Consider the following 17359-nt stretch of genomic DNA (forward strand, 5'->3'; position numbering starts at 1 on the left):
CCCCCCATGAGCGACGCGATCACCGCCGAAGGACTGGTCAAGAGATACGGCGAGGTGACCGCTCTCGACGGGCTGAGCTTCGCTGTCCCGCAAGGGACGGTGCTCGCCCTGCTCGGCCCGAACGGCGCCGGCAAGACCACGACGGTGCGGGTCCTGACCACGCTGCTGCGCCCCGACGGCGGCCGCGCCACCGTCGCCGGATGCGACGTCGTCTGTGACGCCCGGCGGCTGCGCTCGTCCATCGGACTGTCGGGCCAGTACGCCGCCGTCGACGAGCACCTCACCGGCGCAGAGAACCTGGAGATGATCGGACGGCTCTACCACCTGGGCGCAAGGCGCAGCAAGGCCCGAGCCCGTGAGCTGCTCGAACGCTTCGACCTCACCGACGCCGCGGATCGTCCGGTGAAGGGCTACTCCGGCGGCATGCGCCGCCGCATCGACCTCGCCGGCGCCCTGGTCGCCGATCCGCCGGTGCTGTTCCTGGACGAACCCACCACAGGCCTGGACCCCCGCGCCCGCGCCGCGCTGTGGGACGCCATCTCGGAACTCGTCGCGGCCGGCAGCACGCTGCTGCTCACCACCCAGTACATGGAGGAGGCCGACCACCTCGCCGACCAGATCATGGTGGTCGACCACGGCCGCGCCATCGCCCGCGGCACCGCCGACGAGCTCAAGGACCAGATCGGCGGCAACCGCATCGAACTGACCGTGACCGACGCCGCCGAACTGGAGACCGCCCGGCAGACCCTCGCCCGGTTCGCCGTCGGCGCCGTGCGGACCGTGCCCGAATCGCTCCAGATCACCGCCCCGGTCACCGACGGGCCCGAGTCGCTCCGCCAGGTCCTCGGCCTGCTCGCCGACGCCGGAGTCCGGGTGCGCGACGCCGGCCTGCGGCGGCCCACCCTCGACGACGTCTACCTCACCCTGACCGGGCACCAGGCGTCCGGCACCGACCCCCAGGCCCGGGAGGCCGCCCGATGAACGCGCTCACCATGCCCATCACCGACGGCTGGACCATCGCCAGGCGCAACACCCTGAAGATCAGGCGATCGCCCGACCTGCTCGGCTCCGCGATCATGTTCCCGATCGTGTTCGTGCTGATGTTCGCCTACGTCTTCGGCAGCGTCATCGACGTCCCGGGGATGTCGTATCGGGAGTTCCTGCTCCCCGGCATCTTCGTCCAAGCCGTGATCATGAGCGCGCAGATCACCGGCTACACACTGACCCTGGACCTGCAGAAGGGCATCTTCGACCGGTTCCGCTCGCTGCCCATGGCCCCGTCCGGGGTGCTGATCGGCCAGACCGTCAGCGACCTGCTGATGAACCTCGCCAGCCTGGTCGTCATGGCGGTGATGGGACTGATCGTCGGCTGGCGGGTGCACACCTCGCCCTACGAGGCCGTCCTCGGCTTCGGGCTGCTGCTGCTGTTCGCCTACGCGTTCTCCTGGTTCACCGCGGCCGTCGCGCTGGCCCTGCGCACCCCGGAGAGCTTCAACAACATCGCCACCATGCTCTCCTTCCCGCTGATGTTCGTCTCCAACGCTTTCCTCGACAGCTCAGAACTGCCCACGCCGCTCCGCGTCGTCGCCGAGTGGAACCCCGTCTCCACCATCACGCAGGCCGCACGCGAGCTCTTCGGCAACACCAGCACCGCGATGAAGACCTCGGACGCCTGGCCCCTGCACCACGCCATCCCGGCGTCGCTGCTCTGGATCGCCGTCATCCTGGTCGTGTTCATCCCGCTGGCGACCCGCCTCTACAAGAAGGCGGTCAGCGCCTGACCACCCGCGCCGCCGGTCGGCGACGGGCCCGGCGCCCGGTCAGGGCTTGCGGGCGACGGCTCCCACGATGCCGGACCGGCTCGTGTCGGCCGGCACCTCCCAGGGGACGTCGGGCCGCCACGCCTGCACGGGGACCAGGCCGGGCTCCAGCATCTCCAGGCCGTGGAAGTAGGACGCGATCCGCGCCAGCGGCCTGCCCGCGAGCCCGCCGGAGGAGGTGGCCGAGTAGACCTGCTTACTCGCCTCGACGACCTCTTCCTGGACGTCGCCCTTGTGGATGTGCGACAGCACCAGGTGTCCGCCCGGGACCAGCCGTTCGCGGACGCTCGCCGCGATCCGGTCGGCGACCTCGTCCTCGGAGACGAAGTGGAGCACCGCGACCATGAGCACGGCGAACGGCCGGGTGAAGTCGATGTGGGCCCGCACCGACGGGTCGTCGAAGATGGCGCCGGGGTCGCGCAGGTCACCGCTCATGACCATCGTGTCCGGGTTGTCGGCCAGCAGCGCCCGCGCGTGAACGAGGACGACGGGGTCGTTGTCCACGTACACGACCCGCGATCCCGGGGCGTGGCGCTGCGCGACCTGGTGGACGTTCTCCTGCGTCGGCAGCCCGGCGCCGATGTCGATGAACTGGGTCACGCCCGACTCGGCCAGGTGCCGTACGGCGCGGCCGAGGAAGCCGCGGTTCTCCCGGGCGATCTCCCGCCCGTCGTTGCCCATCTGGCGGCCGATGGCGAGCATCTTCTCGGCGGCCTCCCGGTCGGCCGGGAAGTTGTCCTTGCCGCCCAGGTAGTAGTCGTACATCCGGGCGACGCTGGGGACGGTGGGATCGATGCCCGCCGGTGCCTGTCCGAAGTCGTCCATGCGTCGCTCCTCGCCAATGGGATCGCTCCCACGGATTCCATGACCTTGAAGATCATCCCCTGAGATTCACCCGCGGGCAACAGGGCAGCGGCACGGGCAACGGCGCAGCGGCACGGGCAACGCGGAGCAGCGGCACGGGAAACGCGGCGCAGCGGCACGGTGACGATCTCAGGAGGACGCATGACGCCACGCATGACCCTGACGGCGGCGGTGCTCAACGCACCCGACGCGCGCGAACTGGCGGCCTTCTACCAGCGGCTGCTGGGCTGGCCGATCGATGACGACGAGCCCGCATGGGTGACGTTGCGCGTGCCCGGCGGCGGGACGGGCCTGTCGTTCCAGACCGAGAAGCTGTACGAGCGGCCCGTATGGCCCGCGGCGCCCGGGGAGCAGCAGATGATGCTCCACCTCGACATCGAGGTGGACGACCTCGACACCGCCGGGGCCCACGCCGTCGAGGCGGGCGCCACCCTCGCCGACCACCAGCCGCAGGACGACGTGCGGGTCTACCTCGATCCGGCGGGGCACCCGTTCTGTCTTTGGGTCAGGACGGAATGACCGGCACCCTGATGATCTGGCGGCGAGGACGGCGGCCGTGTGAAAGCGGATTAATGCGGGCGACATTCCACGGACCGTGACCGCGTAACAACGTCTGGTCAGACTGCCGGGTATGAGCGAACCGAGAAATGCCGCCGACGGGGGCGGGCACGCGTCTCCCGGCCCGCATCCCCGGCACCCGCATAACGGGCACCCGCATCACCGGCACCACGGCGTCCGGTCCTGGCGGCGGGAGGTCGCGGAGCTGGCCGCGCTCTTCCTCGCCGTCGGCCTCGCCCACGTGCTCACCACCCTGCTCGGCCACCGGGACCCCGGTCCGGTGGTCCTCGTCGGCCTCGGCCTGGCGCTGATCCTCGGCTCGGCCGTGCACCGGCGGCTGTCGGCCTCGGGAGGCGTACGGCCACGCGCCCGCGTCAGGGCGGAGCAGCCCACGAGCCTGTGGCGGGTGCGGGCCAGGGTCGCCGAGCGCCCCGGCCGCCTCGCCGCGCTCGCCGGGGCGTTCGCCCGGCTGCGCTGCAACATCCTCGCCCTGCAGATCGCGCCCGCCGGGAGCGCGTCGATGCTGCCGGGAGGCTGCGACGCCCTGGACGAGTTCATCGTCGAGGCCCCGGCCTCGCTGACGCCCCTCGACCTGTGGCGCGCGGTCGACCGGGCCGGCGGGGCGGAAGCCGTCATCGTCCCCGCCCAGGTCAGGGACCTCATCGACCCCGGCATCCAGGCGCTGCTGCTGGGTCGGCGCGTGCGCGACGACCCGGGCGAGCTGGTCGCGGCCATGACCGAGTTGCTGCGCACGGCGGACATCCGCAGGCATGGCCCCGGCGAGCCGGCTCCCGAGGAAGGACCGACCGTGATGGCCATCCCCCTGCCCGACGGCGGCGTGCTGGTGGCGCGGCGGCCGGACCTGCCGTTCACGCCGACCGAGACGGCGCGGGCCGCCGCGCTGGCCGCGGCGGCCCGCAACCGTCAGTGGGCGGACGAGTGAGGTAGTCCTCAGCCCGCCGCGTCGAGCCGGCCGAGCTCCTCGGGCGACAGCTCCAGGTCCACCGCCTTCACCGAGTCGAGGATGGTCTCCGGCCGCGACGAGCCGGGGATCGGGATCACCACAGGCGCCTTGGCCAGCATCCAGGCCAGGCACACCTGCTGCGGGCTCACGTTGTGGGCCCGCGCCACCTCCGCGAACGGCGCGAAGCGCGAGCCCAGCTCGCCCGCCCTGGAGATGCCGCCGAGCGGGCTCCAGGGCAGGAACGCGATGTCCAGCTCCGCGCACAGCTCCAGCTCCGGCTCGCTGGAGCGGAAGGCCGGGGAGAACTGGTTCTGCACGCCGACCAGACGGCCGCCGAGGATGTCGTTAGCCTGGCGGATCTGCTCGGGGTCGGCGTTCGAGATGCCGGCGTAACGGATCTTGCCCGCGTCCAGCAGGTCGCGGATCGCCCCGACCGACTCCTCGTACGGCACCCGCGGGTCTGGCCGGTGGAACTGGTAGAGGCCGATCGCGTCGACGCCCAGCCGCTTGAGCGAGGCGTCGCACGCCTGCTTCAGGTAGTCGGGCGAGCCGTCGAGCGTCCACGAGCCGTCACCCGGGCGCAGGTGTCCACCCTTGGTGGCGACCAGCACGTCCGAGGTGTCCCCGTCGTAGCTCGCCAGAGCCTTGGCGATCAGCAGCTCGTTGTGGCCCACCTCGTCCGCGTGCAGGTGGTAGGCGTCGGCCGTGTCGATGAGCGTCACCCCGGCGTCCAGTGCCGCGTGGATGGTCGCGACGGAGCGCTGCTCGTCGGGCCGCCCCTCGATGGACATCGGCATGGCCCCGAGACCGATCGCGCCGACCTGCACGTCGCCGATGCGGCGAGTCCGCATAAGAAGATCCCCCTTCGAAGGACACAGATCAGAGTTCTGTGTCCTATCCTGCGAATCCGGCATTAAGCCGTCCAACAGAAGATTTCGATCGCATTGAGCAGCGTGGGTGATAAGCGGTGGAGTTGCGGCAGCTCAGGTACTTCGTGGCGGTCGCCGAGGAGAGCCACTTCACTCGGGCGGCCGATCGTCTGCACATCGCGCAGTCGGGCCTGTCGGCGTCCATCCGCGCGCTCGAACGCGAGCTGGGCGCCGACCTGTTCCGGCGCAACACCCGGCAGGTGCGGCTCACACCCGAGGGCCGGGCGCTGCTGGTGGAGGCCCGCAGGGCGCTCGCGGCGAGCGACGCGGCCCGTGACGCCGTGGCCGCCGTCCAGGGCCTGCTGCGCGGATCGCTGTCCATCGGCTCGCTGCAGTGCCTGCACGCGGTGCACCTGCCGACGGTGCTCGCCGGGTTCGTGGCGGCCCATCCCGGCCTCGACATCCGGCTGCGCCACGGCGGCTCGGGCGAGCTGGTCGAGCAGGTGCGCGAGGGCCGCCTCGACCTCGCCCTGGTGTCCCGCCCGGCGCGCGAGCCCGACGACGTCGTGGTGGCCCCTCTCGCGGCCGAGCCGCTCGTGCTGGCCTGCGCGCCGGGGCACCCGCTGGCCGCGCTCGGGAGAGTGGGGCTGGCGGCGCTGCGGGGCGAGCGGTTCGTCGACTTCCCGCCCGACTGGGGCACCCGGACGCGGGCCGACGAGGCGCTCGCCGCCGCCGGTGTCGACCGGCACGTGGCCCTGGAGGTCACCGACGTCCACTCCCTGCTCGATCTCGTGGGGAACGGCCTCGGCGTCGCCCTGGTCCCGCGGTCGTTCTCGGCGAAGACCGCTCGTGTGCGCTTCCTGGAGCTCGCGGATCCGGCTCCGATGTGGGAGACCGTGGCGGTGAGCGGGGCGCCCGGCGGCACCGCGGCGGCGGCGTTGCTGGACGAGATCCACCGCGCCGCTCGATAGCTTTCTAGTCAAAAATCACCCAAGTTGGTATATAACACCTCATAAGACTTCGGGGGTTCGGCCCCAGGGCCGCCCGAACAGCCGACGACCACGAAGGCGGCTCCTATGAGCGTGCACGTCCACGTCCGCCTCAACGACGGTTACGCCGTCACCGAGGACGGACAGCTGCTGGAGCTGAGCAGTTGCCACTGCGGCGCCTCGTGGGAGACGACGTACCAGGTGGACGAGGGCGAGCCCGAGAGCATCTGACCCACCGGGATCCGGGCGCTCCGGCCCGCAACCGGGACTCCAGGCGGCTCGGGACCCCGCGGCCGGGACTCGGGGCCCAGGGCTCCGGGCGGCTTCCTTCATCGGATCCTCATGCGGATCTCAGCGGAGGCCGAGACGCGCTTCCTAGCGTCGTGAGACGACGACACGACGCGAAGGACGATCCCGGTGACCGTTGACACACTCCGCCCACCCCGGCCGGCCGTGGGAGCCGCACCCCGCCGGGTGCCCGCCCGGCTCTCCCCGGCCGTGCTGCTCGCCGCCACGGCGGTGCTGTACGTCTGGGGCCTCGGCGCCTCCGGCTGGGCCAACTCGTTCTACTCGGCGGCCGTCCAGGCGGGCAGCGCGAGCTGGTCGGCCTTCTTCTTCGGCGCCTCCGACGCGGCGGGCGCCATCACCGTGGACAAGACGCCCGCCGCGCTGTGGCCGATGGCCCTAAGCGTGCGGATCTTCGGGCTGAACTCCTGGAGCATCCTGGTCCCCCAGGCGCTGATGGGCACGGCCGCCGTGGGCGTGCTGTACGCCACCGTCCGCCGCCGCTTCCCCGTCTGGGCGGCGCTGCTAGCGGGCGCGGTCATGGCGCTGACCCCGGTGGCCGTGCTGATGTTCCGGTTCAACAACCCCGACGCGCTGCTGGTGCTGCTGCTCACGCTGGCGGCGTACTGCCTGGTGCGGGCGCAGGAGAAGGCGGAGACCCGCTGGCTGGTCCTCGCCGCGCTCTGTGTCGGCACCGGATTCCTCGCCAAGATGCTCCAGGCGTTCCTCGTGCTGCCGGGCTTCGCGCTCGTCTACCTGGTCGCGGCTCCGGCGAGCCTGCGCCGGCGGCTCGGACAGCTCGCCCTCGCGGGCCTGGCCGTCCTCGTGTCGGCCGGATGGTGGCCGGCGATCGTCGCGGCGATCCCCGCCGGCTCCCGGCCGTACATCGGAGGGTCGCAGGACGACAGCGTGCTCGAGCTCGCGCTCGGCTACAACGGCCTCGGCCGGCTCAACGGCGACGAGGCCGGCGGGCTCGGCAACACCAACCAGCAGGCCGGGCTGCTGCGCCTGTTCGACACCGAGGTCGGCGGGCAGATCTCCTGGCTGCTGCCCGCCGCGCTCATCCTGCTGGTGGCCGGGCTGTGGCTGCTGCGCCGCGCGCCGCGTACCGACCCGGCCCGCGCCGCGCTCGGCGTGTGGGGCGGCTGGCTGCTGGTGACCGGCCTGATCTTCAGCCTGATGCAGGGCATCTTCCACGCGTACTACACGGTCGCGCTGGCGCCGCCCGTCGCCGCGCTCGTGGGCATGGGCGCGGCCCTGCTGTGGGAGCGCAGGCACCGCCCCGCCGCCGTCGTCACGCTCGCGGCGACCGTGGTCGTGACCACCTGGTGGGCTTCGGTGCTGCTGTCACGCGCCTCCGGCCGGCTCCCCTGGCTGGCGCTTGCGGTCCCGGCCGCCGGCGCGGTCGCCGCCGTGGCGATCCTCGCCCTGCGGCGGGCGCGCGTGCGGCTGTTCGCCACGGCCGCCGTCGCCGGGCTCGTGGCCTGCCTGGCCGGCCCTGCGGCGTACGCCGTGGAGACGGCGGCCACCCCGCACACGGGCGCCATCCCCTCGGCGGGCCCGAGCGGCTTCGGCGGACCCGGCGGCTTCGGCGCGCGCGGGGCCTTCGGGCGGGGCGGCTTCAACGGCGGTCCGCGCGGCGCGTTCCCCGGACGGCCCGGTCAGGGCGGGTTCGGCGGCGGGCGCGGCATGGGCGGCCCCGGAGGCGGCGGCCCGGGAGGTGGCCCAGGAGGTGGCCCAGGAGGTGGTGCGAGCGGCGGGCTGCTGAACGCGGCGACGCCCGGCGCCGAACTCACCGCGCTGCTGTCCGCGGACGCGGGGCGCTACACCTGGGCCGCGGCGACCGTCGGCTCCAACAACGCCGCCGGATATCAGCTGGCCACGGAGGAACCCGTCATGGCCGTCGGCGGCTTCAACGGCACCGATCCCGCGCCCACGCTGGCGCGGTTCCAGCAGTACGTCGCCGAGGGACGGATCCACTACTTCATCGGCACGGGCATGGGCACGGGCCGCGGCGGAACGAGCGGCGACGACGAGGCCACCCGGATCGCCGCCTGGGTGCAGGAGACCTTCGAGCCGCGGACCGTGGACGGCGTCACGGTCTTCGACCTCACCACCACGGCCACTCCGGCAACGGCCGCCTGACCGTGCTCACCGATGGGCGCGGGCGATGATCTCCAGCAACGCGGTGTGCGTCTCCCGGTCGGCAGCCACGACGAGCCCGCCGGCACCGGTGTGCAGTGGTTCGCCGTGGATGCCGGTCACCACGCATCCAGCGGCCTGGCACACCGCGATTCCGCTCGCGAAGTGCACGCTGTCGCGCAGACGGCCGTCGGTGACGTACGCGGCGCGCCGCCCGGTGGCGACCCACGCCACCGCCAGGGTGGAGGAGACGACCCGTGGGTGGAAACGTTCGGCGAAGCCCGGGTCGGCGAGGAGCCGGGCGGCCAGGAAGTCCGGTGCGTTCGGGAACGGCGGATCGAGGTTGACGTCCACCAGTCGCGACTCGGCCGACGGCGTGAGCGGCTCGTCCACGGCGTCTCGGCGGACGTAGGCGTGAACGCCGTCCGTCCAGAACACCTCGCCCGCGAACGGGTCGGCACAGGCCGCAGCCGTGATGGTCGAGCCCACGCGCAGGGCGACGTTCACCGCGACGAGCATGGTGCGCGCGGCGTAGTTCCGCGTGCCGCACAGGGGATCGACCAGCCACATGCGCTCCGCGCCGTCCCGCCCGGTGCGGCCGCTCTCCTCGCCCGTCACGGCGTCGTCCGGACGAGCCGTGCGGATGACGTCGAGGATGGCCTTCTCCGCTTCGATGTCCGCGACGGTGGCGAAGTCGTCCGCGGATTTCGCGAAGCGCGTCAGCGATGTCCCCCACATGGAGCGCACGACGGCGGCTCCGGCTTGCGCCGCCGTCAGGGCCAGTTCCTCGTCCGTGATCGACACGGGAACAGGACTATCACGACCCGGGGTGACGCTGGTCGGCACCGTCGTGATGCACGGATGCGGCCCCTCGGCTCGCGGCAGCGCACGCTCCCGGCCGTCGCGAGGCGGGGCTCTCCCCAAGGCGATCGGTTCTCACTAGGCTGATCCAGAAGTTTCCTCTGTTCAGGTGTTGGAGCCGCTCATGTCCCCCGCCTCGCCGGATGTCGCCCTCGCCCGCCGCCAGTCGCTCGCGGATCTGCTCCGGCGCTCCGCCCGGCGGCACCCCGGCCGTCTGGCCGTGGCCGACGCGGCCCGATCCCGTACGTACGCGGAGCTCGACGAGGACGTGACGCGGGTGGCGGGCGCGCTGGCCGCGCGGGGCGTGCGTCCCGGAGACCGGGTGGCGGTGCTGTCGCGCAACAGCGTGGACTACGTGCGGACGATCTTCGGCGTGGCCCGCGCCGGGGCCGTCCTCGTGCCGGTCAACTTCATGCTCGGCGCCGACGAGATCGCCTACGTCCTGTCCCACTCCGGCGCGGTCGCGCTGATCGCTCAGGACGCCCTGCTGCCGGTGGCGCGGGACGCGGCCAAGCAGGCCGACGGGCTGCGGCTGCGCATGGTGTACAGCCCGGCGCCCGAGGAGGGCTGGGAGCCGTTCGACTCGCTGCTTCAGGGGGACGTGGCCGAGCCGGTCGTGCCGATCGGGCCGGACGACCCCGCGCAGATCCTCTACACCTCGGGCACGGAGTCACGCCCGAAGGGCGCCGTGCTGTCCCACGCCGCGCTGATCGCGCAGTACGCGAGCTGCGTCATCGACGGCGGCATGACCCGCGACGATGTCGAACTGCACGCGATGCCGCTGTTCCACTGCGCCCAGCAGCACTGCTTCCTGGTGCCGGACATCCAGCTGGGCGCCTCCAGCCACATCCTCCCCGGAGCCGACCCCGCCGCCGTGCTGGAGGCGATCGAGCGCCACGGGGTGACCAAGTTCTTCGCGCCGCCCACGGTGTGGATCTCGCTGCTGCGCCATCCGGACTTCGACCGGCGCGACCTGTCCTCGCTGCGCAAGGGCTACTACGGCGCGGCGATCATGCCGGTCGAGGTGCTGAGGGAGATCGGCGAGCGGCTGCCGGACGTGCGCCTGTGGAACTTCTACGGCCAGACCGAGATGGCGCCTGTCGCGGTGATGCTGCAGCCGGAGGACCAGATCCGCAAGGCGGGCTCGGCCGGCCAGGCCGCCCTGAACGTCGAGACGCGGGTCGTGGACGCCGACGGGAACGACGTCCCTCCGGGGGAGATCGGCGAGATCGTGCACCGCAGCCCCCACGCGATCCTCGGCTACCTGGACGACCCCGAGAAGACCGCCGAGGCGTTCCGGGGCGGCTGGTTCCACTCGGGCGACCTCGGGGTGATGGACGAGGAGGGCTACCTCACGGTCGTCGACCGGATCAAGGACATGATCAAGACCGGCGGGGAGAACGTCGCCAGCCGCGAGGTCGAGGAGGTCGTCTACGAGCACCCGGCGGTCGCGGAGGTGGCAGTCGTCGGCGTCCGCCACCCGAGCTGGATCGAGGCGGTCGTCGCGATCGTGGTGACCAAGCCGGGCGTGACCGCCACCGAGGAGGAGCTGCGGGCCCACGTCCGGGCGCGGCTCGCCGCGTTCAAGGTGCCCAAGGCCGTCGCGTTCGTCGACGCGCTGCCGAAGAACCCGAGCGGCAAGATCCTCAAGCGCGAGCTCCGCGACCGCCACGCCGCCCTCGCCGACCGCATCCCCGGCACCCGCTGAACCAGCCACGGCCGGGGAGCGGTGACGGGCGCGCTACACCTCCTCATCGTCCTCGGCCCCGGGCGCACGCCTCCTGTCGAGGTACATCTCGATGAGCATCAGCACCATGACGACCAGGGTGAGCGAGACCCCGATGGCGAACAGGACATTCGTCCACTTGTGCTCTCCCGGCGGTTCCAGCGGGATCGACGCAGCCGCCATCAGGAAAACGGAACCTTGAACGATCGCCGTCAGCCGGCGAATCCTACGGATGACGGGAGTTCTCACCCTTCCAACCGCTCCCTGCATCGCTGGTCCATTACAGCCTGCTTGAGGCACTCGAGATCCAGTTCTCTTGTGCGCTTACATCCAGAAACCGTACTTCCTGGTTCATCAAACAGGCGAGGAAGTTTTTTCCTAGGCCATCAAACTCCAGCAGGGCCATGCCCTCATCCGTGCACTGCAGCGTGTTGTAAGTGACGACCACACACGCCGACTCGTCATGTTGCCGATATTTGCCGCGGCAGTCGTCGTGCAGCCGCAGTCCACTCTCACACTGAAGGCGTCCCCAATGAGCAAATTCGCCTGCCCGGCAGTCGCCGTAGGCCTCGTAAGCCTTGTCACACATCGCCTTATCGGCGCCCTTTTGACACTCGGTGAACACAGGACGCTCAGGAGGCGGCCCAGCGGGCGTGAGAATGCGCGGCACAGCTACCACCACAGCGCATGTCAGCACCCCCAGAGATACAAGCATGATGCCAATACGCCGCGGTGTCACTCTCTCCTCCAATCCAATGGCCCCGTTCGAACGGCTTCCAGCCTGCGGTCCCGGCCGGATTCGCTCTGGAAGGCGAGGGTGCCGCGGTCACGGTTATGAGAACGCGAGATCAGGATCAGGGCCAGCACCATTAGAGTCATGGCTACCAGACGGATGCCCCACTTGAGCGGCCAGGGGACGACGACATCTACACCCAGCAGCGTCGACACCGAGTCCGCCATCGATAGCAAGGCACCCGGGATCAGGAACTTTCTCGCCTCACGCATTCCCGGCCCTTCGATCCCGCGTTGCGGACGCCGGCCCGGCCACTACGGGTTTCACCTTTCCGGATTGTGGCGGCAATGGCCGGGAGATGTCCGTCAGAGTTTCGAGCACAATTCGATGCCCTTCGCGTCATCGAGACCGGACGGCCAGGCATGTCCGTTCCATCCAGCGGTCCCACTTCCACCACCCTCTCCTCAGCAAAGACGCAGGCCCGCGGCGTGGACGTCATGGACGACGATCACGGCCGACGCGGCGATCGCGAGGGTCAAGCTCAGCAGGAGCGCCCTTCCCCAGTGACACCATCCGAGGAATGCGAATTTCCGCGAGGCGACATCCAGCAGCACGACGGAAAGGACGGAGACGAACGCGATGACCCCGAACACCGGGACCCTCTCCATCAGCCACAGGAATCCCGCGAACTTCTCCGGGGCATTGAGGTCACCCGTGCAGTTCCGCTGTATTCCTCCGACAAGATACGCGTCCAGAACGGGTCCGCCGACGCCGCATCCCAGGGCGATCAGCGCCACACTTCCACATCCGCTGAGCGCTGACTCCTCTCCGTCGTCACCGTCACGGCTGGCGGAAACTCTTCGCAATCACGGCCCGATCAGCTCGACGAAACAGAGGCGCCTGATCTTACGACACGAGCCACGAATTGAATAGACCACCATGAATACCGCACTACGCCAATCGCTGCGAATCTCCCGTCAGGACGGATAGCCGTAGCGGCCGTGGAGGCGGACGAAGCGGGCCAGCGTGAGGACCTGGCGCGGTTCGAGACCGATGACGGTGCGCTCGAACAGCACGACCTCCTCCCGGCCGCCCGTGCCGATGGGCTGCACCAGGCGACCGCCGAGCCGCAACTGCTCGACCAGCGGCGCGGGGACCGTGGGAAAGGCGGCCGAGACGATGACGGCGTCGTAGGGGGCGTGCTCGGGCACCCCCCGGCCGCCGTCGCCCACGAGCACCTCCGCGTTGCGGATGCCCTGCCGGGCCAGGTTGCGGCGCGCCCCGCGCACGAGGTCGGGCCACAACTCGACGCTGACCACGTCGGCGGCCATGCGGGCGAGCAGCGCGGTCTGGTAGCCGAGACCGCTGCCGACCTCCAGCACGTGCTCCCGGCCGGTGAGTCCCAGTCCCTCGATCATCGTGGCCGACAGCGACGGCTGGGTCGTCACCTGCCCGTGCGCGATGGGGATCGGCACGTCCTCGTACGCGTGGGCGATGTGCTCGGCGGGGACGAAACCGGCCCTCGGGGTCGAGCGGACGGCCTGGAGCAGGCGCTCGTCACGCACGCCCACCGCCCGGACGGCCCGGACGAGGTCTTCGGGACAGGCGGCTGCGGTCACGTCCACCACGCTCAAGTTCAGACGGTGAGCGGCGCCGTCCCCATCCGCGGCCCGCTCACCCTCAGTGATGCCCCCTCAGCTGCGCCGGAACCTCAGCCCGCGTCGGCGGTGAAGGTCACCTCCGCCGTGCCGACGGTCCCCGCGCGGCGGCCGGGGGCGCTCTGCCACTGCCAGTAGAGGTTCGTGTGCGCGATCACCTGCTCCGGGGCCGGCGCGCCGTAGGCGGTGAGGTCCTCGGTGGTATGCGCGTCGCCGACCAGCGTCACGTCGTACCCCCGGACGAAGGCCCCATGGAGGGTCGAGCGGATGCACGCGTCGGTCTGGGCGCCGGTGACGACGAGACGGCCCACCCCGCGCTCGGCGAGCAACGCCTCCAGGTCGGTGTCCTCGAACGAGTCGCCGTACCTCTTGTGGACGAGCGGCTCCGCGTCTTGCCGGGCCAGCTCGGGCACGTACTGCCAGTTCTCACTCCCCCGCTGGAGATCGTGGTCGTCGGAGTGCTGCACCCAGATCACCGGCACGTCCTCCGCGCGGGCCTTGCCGACCAGGGTGTCGATGTTCGCGATGACGGCGTCGCGGTCGGGGGCGCCCGCCACCACCCCGTTCTGGACGTCGATGACCAGCAGTGCGGTGTTCGGGCGGTCGGCAAGAGTCGTCATGGGGTCCACCCTAGAACCGGCCACCGACAACTTCGCTCCCGTACGAAGCGCCCCAAATTGGAGTGCTACATACCGATTTGATAGCGTCAGGGTGTGCGGTTGACGAAGTTCACGGACCTGGCCCTGCGCGTCACCATGCGCCTGGCGGTCCTGGAACCGGGGGCGTCGCTCACCACCCGCCAGGTGGCCGACGCGATGGTGATCCCCTACAACCACACCGCCAAGGCCATCGCCCGCCTGCAGCACCTCGGCGTCGTGGAGGCCCGCCGGGGACGCGGGGGCGGCCTGGAGCTGACCGAGTTCGGCCGTACGGCCTCGATCGGGTGGCTGGTCCGCGAACTGGAGGGAGAGGAGGAGGTCGTCACCTGCGAGGGGGAGATCCCCTGCCCGCTGCGGGCCGTCTGCAGCCTGCGCGGCGCGCTGCGCGCGGCACAGCAGGCCTTCTACGCCTCCCTCGATCCGATCACTGTGGATCAGCTGGCCTCCTCGTCGTCGAGGCCGGTGCTGCTTAGTCTTTCCTGACCAGCATCAATGGGAAGAACCAGCAGGTTCGTGGCGTTAAATTTGCATATCAGATACCAATTTGGAGGATGCCATGCTCTCCCCGGAGTCGGCCGCGACGGTCCGCGCCACCCTGCCCGTGATCGCGGGTGCGATCCAGGACATCACCGCCCGCTTCTACGACACGATGTTCGCCGACAACCCGGAGCTGCTGCGCGACCTGTTCAACCGCGGCAACCAGGCCAACGGTGAGCAGCGCGTCGCGCTGGCGGGCTCGATCGCCGCGTTCGCGACCGCGCTGGTGGAGCGCCCGGGAGTGCTTCCCGGCACGATGCTGTCCAGGATCGCCAACAAGCACGCCTCCCTCGGCATCACCGAGGAGCAGTACGCCGTGGTGCACAAGTACCTGTTCGGCGCGATCGTCGAGGTGCTTGGCGACGCCGTGACGCCCGAGGTCGCCCAGGCGTGGGACGAGGTCTACTGGCTCATGGCCGAGACGCTGATCGGCCTGGAGCGCGACCTCTACCGCGAGGCGGGCCGGGGCTGGACGCGAGCCACGGTGGTCGAGCGGTGCGACGAGACGGCGGACGTGGTCTCCTTCCTCCTGCGCCCGGACACCCCGATGTCCTTCCGGCCGGGTCAGTACGTCAGCGTCCAGGTGACGCTGCCCGACGGGGCGCGGCAGATCCGGCAGTACAGCCTGTCGAACGCCCCGGAGCGCGGCGACTGGCGGATCACGGTCAAGCGGGTGCGCGGCGAGGGCACCCCCGAGGGCGAGGTCTCCGCCTGGCTTCACGAGCATGTCCGGGCCGGTGACGTGCTCGCGGTCTCCGCGCCCTTCGGCGACCTGACCCTGCCCGAGGGCGACGGCCCGCTGCTGCTCGCCTCCGCGGGGATCGGGGTCACCCCCATCCTGTCGATGCTCGACCACCTCGCCGCCATCGGCTCTGAGCGGCGCGTGCTGGTCGTGCACGCCGACCGCTCGCCGGACGCGCACGTCCACCGCGACGAACTCGCGGACCTGGTCGCGGCCCTGCCCGGCGCCACCCTGCACCGGTGGTACGAGGACCTGCCGGAGGAGCATGCCGCCGGCCATGTCGCCGCCGTGGGCCTGGCCGACCTGTCGGCGATCGACCTGCCCGGGGACGTCGTGGCCTGCCTGTGCGGGCCGCTGCCGTTCATGCGGGCCGTGCGCGCGCAGCTGGTCGAGCTGGGCGTGCCCTCCTCGGGCATCCACTACGAGGTGTTCGGCCCCGACCTGTGGATCGCGGCCGCGTGATCCGGTGACCGGCCCGCCGCTCGCCCGCGGCGGGCCCTCTCACCGAGGCCGGGTCAGCGCAGCAGGCCGACGCCGGCGTAGCCGTCGACGCCGGGAATCCTCGGCAGCTTCGGCTCGTCGGGCTCGGGCCGCCACTCCTCGGTCACGACCAGACCCGGCTCCACCAGGTCGAACCCGTCGAAGAACCGCAGTAGTTCGGCGTGGGTGCGCGGGGTGACCGCGCCGGCGGAGGTGTTCTTGTACAGCTCGCGCCCCTCGCGGATCTTCTCCTCGTCGAGGTCGCCGTACGACAGGTGGCTGATGGCCATCGCGCTGCCGGGGGCGAGCCGGTCGCGCAGCGTGGCGATGATGCGCTCGGCGTCCTCGGTGCCGGGGATGAAGTGCAGCACGGCCACCATGAGCAGGCCCACCGGCTTGCCGAAGTCGATGTGCTCGTTGATCCGGGGGTCGCCGAGGATGGCCTCGGGCTCGCGCAGGTCGCCGTCCACGACGATCGTCTGGCTGTTGTCGGCCAGCAGGGCCCGTCCGTGGGCGAGCACGATCGGGTCGTTGTCGACGTAGACCACCCGCGCGTCGGGGGCTTCGCCGAGCGCGACCTGGTGGACGTTCTCCTGCGTCGGCAGGCCGGCGCCGATGTCGAGGAACTGGCGGATGCCCTCCCGGGCCATGAGGGTCACGGCCCGGCGGATGAAGCGCCTGTTGGTCCGCACGCCCTCACGCGCGTTCGGGGTCAGCTCGATGAGCCTTTCGGCCGCCGCCCGGTCGACGGCGAAGTTGTCCTTGCCGCCGAGGAGGTAGTCGTAGATCCGGGCGACGCTGGGGACCGTCACGTCGATTCCCGGCGGACCCTGCTCCATGTTCATGCGTCCTGCCCCTGATGCGCTCGTACGTTGATCAAAACGTAGCCGATTAATCAGGATTCGGCGCATCAAAGGGGGAATTGACCGGCACGTGCCAGGGCGCGGCCGGTCAACCCGGAGCCCTGCGGACTCCTCAGTCCCCCGCCGGGCGCTCACCCCCCGGGGTGCCGGCGACCAGGATGTCGACCGGGCCCGTCGTGGCGGGAGCGGCGACGACCGGGTCGGCGATGAAGTCGCGCATCCAGTGGAAGCTGGCCTTCGGCGTGCGCACCTGGGTGTCGTAGTCCACGTGCACCAGGCCGAACCTGGCGGAGTAGCCCCGGGCCCACTCGAAGTTGTCCATCAGCGACCAGCAGAAGTAACCCCGCACGTCCGCGCCCGCCTCCATCGCGTCGCGGGTCGCGGCCAGGTGGTCGCGCAGGTAATCGACGCGCCCGCTGTCTTCGAGCACGCCGTCGTCGCCGTACCCGTTCTCCGTGATGTAGACGGGCGGCAGGTCCGGATAGCGGGAGGTCAGCCCGACGAGGGTCTCGTACAGCCCTTCGGGCTCCACCACCCAGCCCAGCCCGCTGGTGCGCGCGTCCTCCGGCGTGACGGTGCGCACGCCCAGGTCGAACGCCGAGCGCAGGG

21 protein-coding genes are annotated in these 17359 nt (G+C 71.1%); 10 read left to right on the forward strand and 11 right to left on the reverse strand.

Annotation, left to right across the window (positions count from 1 at the left end):
• Nucleotides 1-6: 6 nt before the first annotated feature.
• Nucleotides 7-981 (forward strand): ATP-binding cassette domain-containing protein, encoded by a 975-nt coding sequence (locus QSK36_RS34305; protein ID WP_183544512.1) that lies wholly within the window; start codon nucleotides 7-9, stop codon nucleotides 979-981.
• On the forward strand, nucleotides 978-1781 hold the full coding sequence (locus QSK36_RS34310) for an ABC transporter permease (protein ID WP_183544514.1): 804 nt from the start codon (nucleotides 978-980) through the stop codon (nucleotides 1779-1781). The genes QSK36_RS34305 and QSK36_RS34310 overlap by 4 nt, the downstream gene beginning before the upstream one ends.
• 39 nt (nucleotides 1782-1820) lie before the next feature.
• On the opposite strand, the gene QSK36_RS34315 is transcribed toward QSK36_RS34310, so the two are convergent.
• Nucleotides 1821-2645 carry an SAM-dependent methyltransferase gene (locus tag QSK36_RS34315; RefSeq protein ID WP_183544516.1) on the reverse strand — a complete coding sequence of 275 codons (825 nt, stop codon included), beginning with the start codon at nucleotides 2643-2645 and terminating at the stop codon, nucleotides 1821-1823.
• A gap of 180 nt (nucleotides 2646-2825) precedes the next feature.
• Here QSK36_RS34315 and QSK36_RS34320 point away from each other — a divergent pair, with 180 nt between their 5' ends.
• Together QSK36_RS34320 and QSK36_RS34325 are read left to right on the forward strand one after the other, a co-directional pair.
• Nucleotides 2826-3203 carry a VOC family protein gene (locus QSK36_RS34320; protein ID WP_285785246.1) on the forward strand — a complete coding sequence of 126 codons (378 nt, stop codon included), beginning with the start codon at nucleotides 2826-2828 and terminating at the stop codon, nucleotides 3201-3203.
• 112 nt (nucleotides 3204-3315) lie between these two features.
• A complete protein-coding gene (locus QSK36_RS34325; RefSeq protein WP_285785247.1) occupies nucleotides 3316-4185 on the forward strand; it encodes an ACT domain-containing protein in 870 nt (289 codons plus the stop codon).
• 8 nt (nucleotides 4186-4193) lie between these two features.
• Here the strand turns inward: QSK36_RS34325 and QSK36_RS34330 are convergent, their stop codons facing one another.
• The gene (locus tag QSK36_RS34330) at nucleotides 4194-5057 is read right to left on the reverse strand and encodes an aldo/keto reductase (protein ID WP_285785248.1); all 864 of its coding nucleotides are present in this window, start codon (nucleotides 5055-5057) and stop codon (nucleotides 4194-4196) included.
• 116 nt (nucleotides 5058-5173) lie between these two features.
• On the opposite strand from QSK36_RS34330, the gene QSK36_RS34335 reads away from it, so the two are divergent.
• The 3 genes from QSK36_RS34335 to QSK36_RS34345 all read left to right on the forward strand — a co-directional run bounded on the left by QSK36_RS34335 (nucleotide 5174) and on the right by QSK36_RS34345 (nucleotide 8494).
• Entirely contained in the window at nucleotides 5174-6046 is an 873-nt protein-coding gene (locus QSK36_RS34335) for a LysR family transcriptional regulator (protein ID WP_285785249.1), read from the forward strand.
• Between the two features lie 105 nt (nucleotides 6047-6151).
• Nucleotides 6152-6295, forward strand: coding sequence for a hypothetical protein (locus tag QSK36_RS34340; protein ID WP_183544523.1), 144 nt, complete (start codon nucleotides 6152-6154; stop codon nucleotides 6293-6295).
• Between the two features lie 186 nt (nucleotides 6296-6481).
• Nucleotides 6482-8494, forward strand: coding sequence for an ArnT family glycosyltransferase (locus QSK36_RS34345; RefSeq protein ID WP_285785250.1), 2013 nt, complete (start codon nucleotides 6482-6484; stop codon nucleotides 8492-8494).
• 6 nt (nucleotides 8495-8500) lie between these two features.
• Here the strand turns inward: QSK36_RS34345 and QSK36_RS34350 are convergent, their stop codons facing one another.
• Nucleotides 8501-9295, reverse strand: a complete 795-nt coding sequence (locus QSK36_RS34350; RefSeq protein WP_285785251.1) for an inositol monophosphatase family protein — start codon at nucleotides 9293-9295, stop codon at nucleotides 8501-8503.
• 166 nt (nucleotides 9296-9461) lie between these two features.
• Here QSK36_RS34350 and QSK36_RS34355 point away from each other — a divergent pair, with 166 nt between their 5' ends.
• Nucleotides 9462-11060 (forward strand): acyl-CoA synthetase, encoded by a 1599-nt coding sequence (locus tag QSK36_RS34355; RefSeq protein ID WP_502883391.1) that lies wholly within the window; start codon nucleotides 9462-9464, stop codon nucleotides 11058-11060.
• A 33-nt stretch (nucleotides 11061-11093) separates the two neighbouring features.
• Here the strand turns inward: QSK36_RS34355 and QSK36_RS34360 are convergent, their stop codons facing one another.
• The 6 genes from QSK36_RS34360 to QSK36_RS34385 all read right to left on the reverse strand — a co-directional run bounded on the left by QSK36_RS34360 (nucleotide 11094) and on the right by QSK36_RS34385 (nucleotide 14089).
• Entirely contained in the window at nucleotides 11094-11261 is a 168-nt protein-coding gene (locus QSK36_RS34360) for a hypothetical protein (protein ID WP_285785252.1), read from the reverse strand.
• 97 nt (nucleotides 11262-11358) lie between these two features.
• On the reverse strand, nucleotides 11359-11748 hold the full coding sequence (locus QSK36_RS34365; RefSeq protein ID WP_285785253.1) for a hypothetical protein: 390 nt from the start codon (nucleotides 11746-11748) through the stop codon (nucleotides 11359-11361).
• A 65-nt stretch (nucleotides 11749-11813) separates the two neighbouring features.
• Entirely contained in the window at nucleotides 11814-12083 is a 270-nt protein-coding gene (locus QSK36_RS34370; protein WP_183544532.1) for a hypothetical protein, read from the reverse strand.
• 192 nt (nucleotides 12084-12275) lie between these two features.
• Complete coding sequence (locus tag QSK36_RS34375) at nucleotides 12276-12608, reverse strand: hypothetical protein (RefSeq protein ID WP_285785254.1); 333 nt, start codon at nucleotides 12606-12608, stop codon at nucleotides 12276-12278.
• A 180-nt stretch (nucleotides 12609-12788) separates the two neighbouring features.
• A complete protein-coding gene (locus QSK36_RS34380; RefSeq protein WP_285785262.1) occupies nucleotides 12789-13439 on the reverse strand; it encodes a protein-L-isoaspartate O-methyltransferase family protein in 651 nt (216 codons plus the stop codon).
• A gap of 83 nt (nucleotides 13440-13522) precedes the next feature.
• The gene (locus QSK36_RS34385) at nucleotides 13523-14089 is read right to left on the reverse strand and encodes a cysteine hydrolase family protein (protein ID WP_285785255.1); all 567 of its coding nucleotides are present in this window, start codon (nucleotides 14087-14089) and stop codon (nucleotides 13523-13525) included.
• A gap of 93 nt (nucleotides 14090-14182) precedes the next feature.
• Here QSK36_RS34385 and QSK36_RS34390 point away from each other — a divergent pair, with 93 nt between their 5' ends.
• Complete coding sequence (locus QSK36_RS34390) at nucleotides 14183-14611, forward strand: RrF2 family transcriptional regulator (protein WP_139576739.1); 429 nt, start codon at nucleotides 14183-14185, stop codon at nucleotides 14609-14611.
• A 73-nt stretch (nucleotides 14612-14684) separates the two neighbouring features.
• A complete protein-coding gene (locus QSK36_RS34395) occupies nucleotides 14685-15869 on the forward strand; it encodes a globin domain-containing protein (protein WP_183544536.1) in 1185 nt (394 codons plus the stop codon).
• Nucleotides 15870-15922: 53 nt separating this feature from the next.
• Here the strand turns inward: QSK36_RS34395 and QSK36_RS34400 are convergent, their stop codons facing one another.
• Together QSK36_RS34400 and QSK36_RS34405 are read right to left on the reverse strand one after the other, a co-directional pair.
• A complete protein-coding gene (locus QSK36_RS34400) occupies nucleotides 15923-16732 on the reverse strand; it encodes an SAM-dependent methyltransferase (protein WP_352241407.1) in 810 nt (269 codons plus the stop codon).
• 130 nt (nucleotides 16733-16862) lie between these two features.
• A partial coding sequence (locus QSK36_RS34405) for a family 1 glycosylhydrolase (RefSeq protein ID WP_285785256.1) occupies nucleotides 16863-17359 on the reverse strand: 497 nt, incomplete at its 5' end.

Source organism: Microbispora sp. NBRC 16548 (assembly GCF_030268985.1).
GTDB lineage: Bacteria > Actinomycetota > Actinomycetes > Streptosporangiales > Streptosporangiaceae > Microbispora > Microbispora catharanthi.

What these genes read in the sequence shown, in the direction of transcription:
- QSK36_RS34305 (WP_183544512.1), top strand. Translation starts at nt 7, where the DNA reads ATGAGCGACGCGATCACCGCCGAAGGACTGGTCAAGAGATACGGCGAG.
- QSK36_RS34310 (WP_183544514.1), top strand. Translation starts at nt 978, where the DNA reads ATGAACGCGCTCACCATGCCCATCACCGACGGCTGGACCATCGCCAGG.
- QSK36_RS34315 (WP_183544516.1), bottom strand. Translation starts at nt 2,645, where the DNA reads ATGGACGACTTCGGACAGGCACCGGCGGGCATCGATCCCACCGTCCCC.
- QSK36_RS34320 (WP_285785246.1), top strand. Translation starts at nt 2,826, where the DNA reads ATGACGCCACGCATGACCCTGACGGCGGCGGTGCTCAACGCACCCGAC.
- QSK36_RS34325 (WP_285785247.1), top strand. Translation starts at nt 3,316, where the DNA reads ATGAGCGAACCGAGAAATGCCGCCGACGGGGGCGGGCACGCGTCTCCC.
- QSK36_RS34330 (WP_285785248.1), bottom strand. Translation starts at nt 5,057, where the DNA reads ATGCGGACTCGCCGCATCGGCGACGTGCAGGTCGGCGCGATCGGTCTC.
- QSK36_RS34340 (WP_183544523.1), top strand. Translation starts at nt 6,152, where the DNA reads ATGAGCGTGCACGTCCACGTCCGCCTCAACGACGGTTACGCCGTCACC.
- QSK36_RS34360 (WP_285785252.1), bottom strand. Translation starts at nt 11,261, where the DNA reads ATGGCGGCTGCGTCGATCCCGCTGGAACCGCCGGGAGAGCACAAGTGG.
- QSK36_RS34370 (WP_183544532.1), bottom strand. Translation starts at nt 12,083, where the DNA reads ATGCGTGAGGCGAGAAAGTTCCTGATCCCGGGTGCCTTGCTATCGATG.
- QSK36_RS34385 (WP_285785255.1), bottom strand. Translation starts at nt 14,089, where the DNA reads ATGACGACTCTTGCCGACCGCCCGAACACCGCACTGCTGGTCATCGAC.
- QSK36_RS34395 (WP_183544536.1), top strand. Translation starts at nt 14,685, where the DNA reads ATGCTCTCCCCGGAGTCGGCCGCGACGGTCCGCGCCACCCTGCCCGTG.
- QSK36_RS34400 (WP_352241407.1), bottom strand. Translation starts at nt 16,732, where the DNA reads ATGAACATGGAGCAGGGTCCGCCGGGAATCGACGTGACGGTCCCCAGC.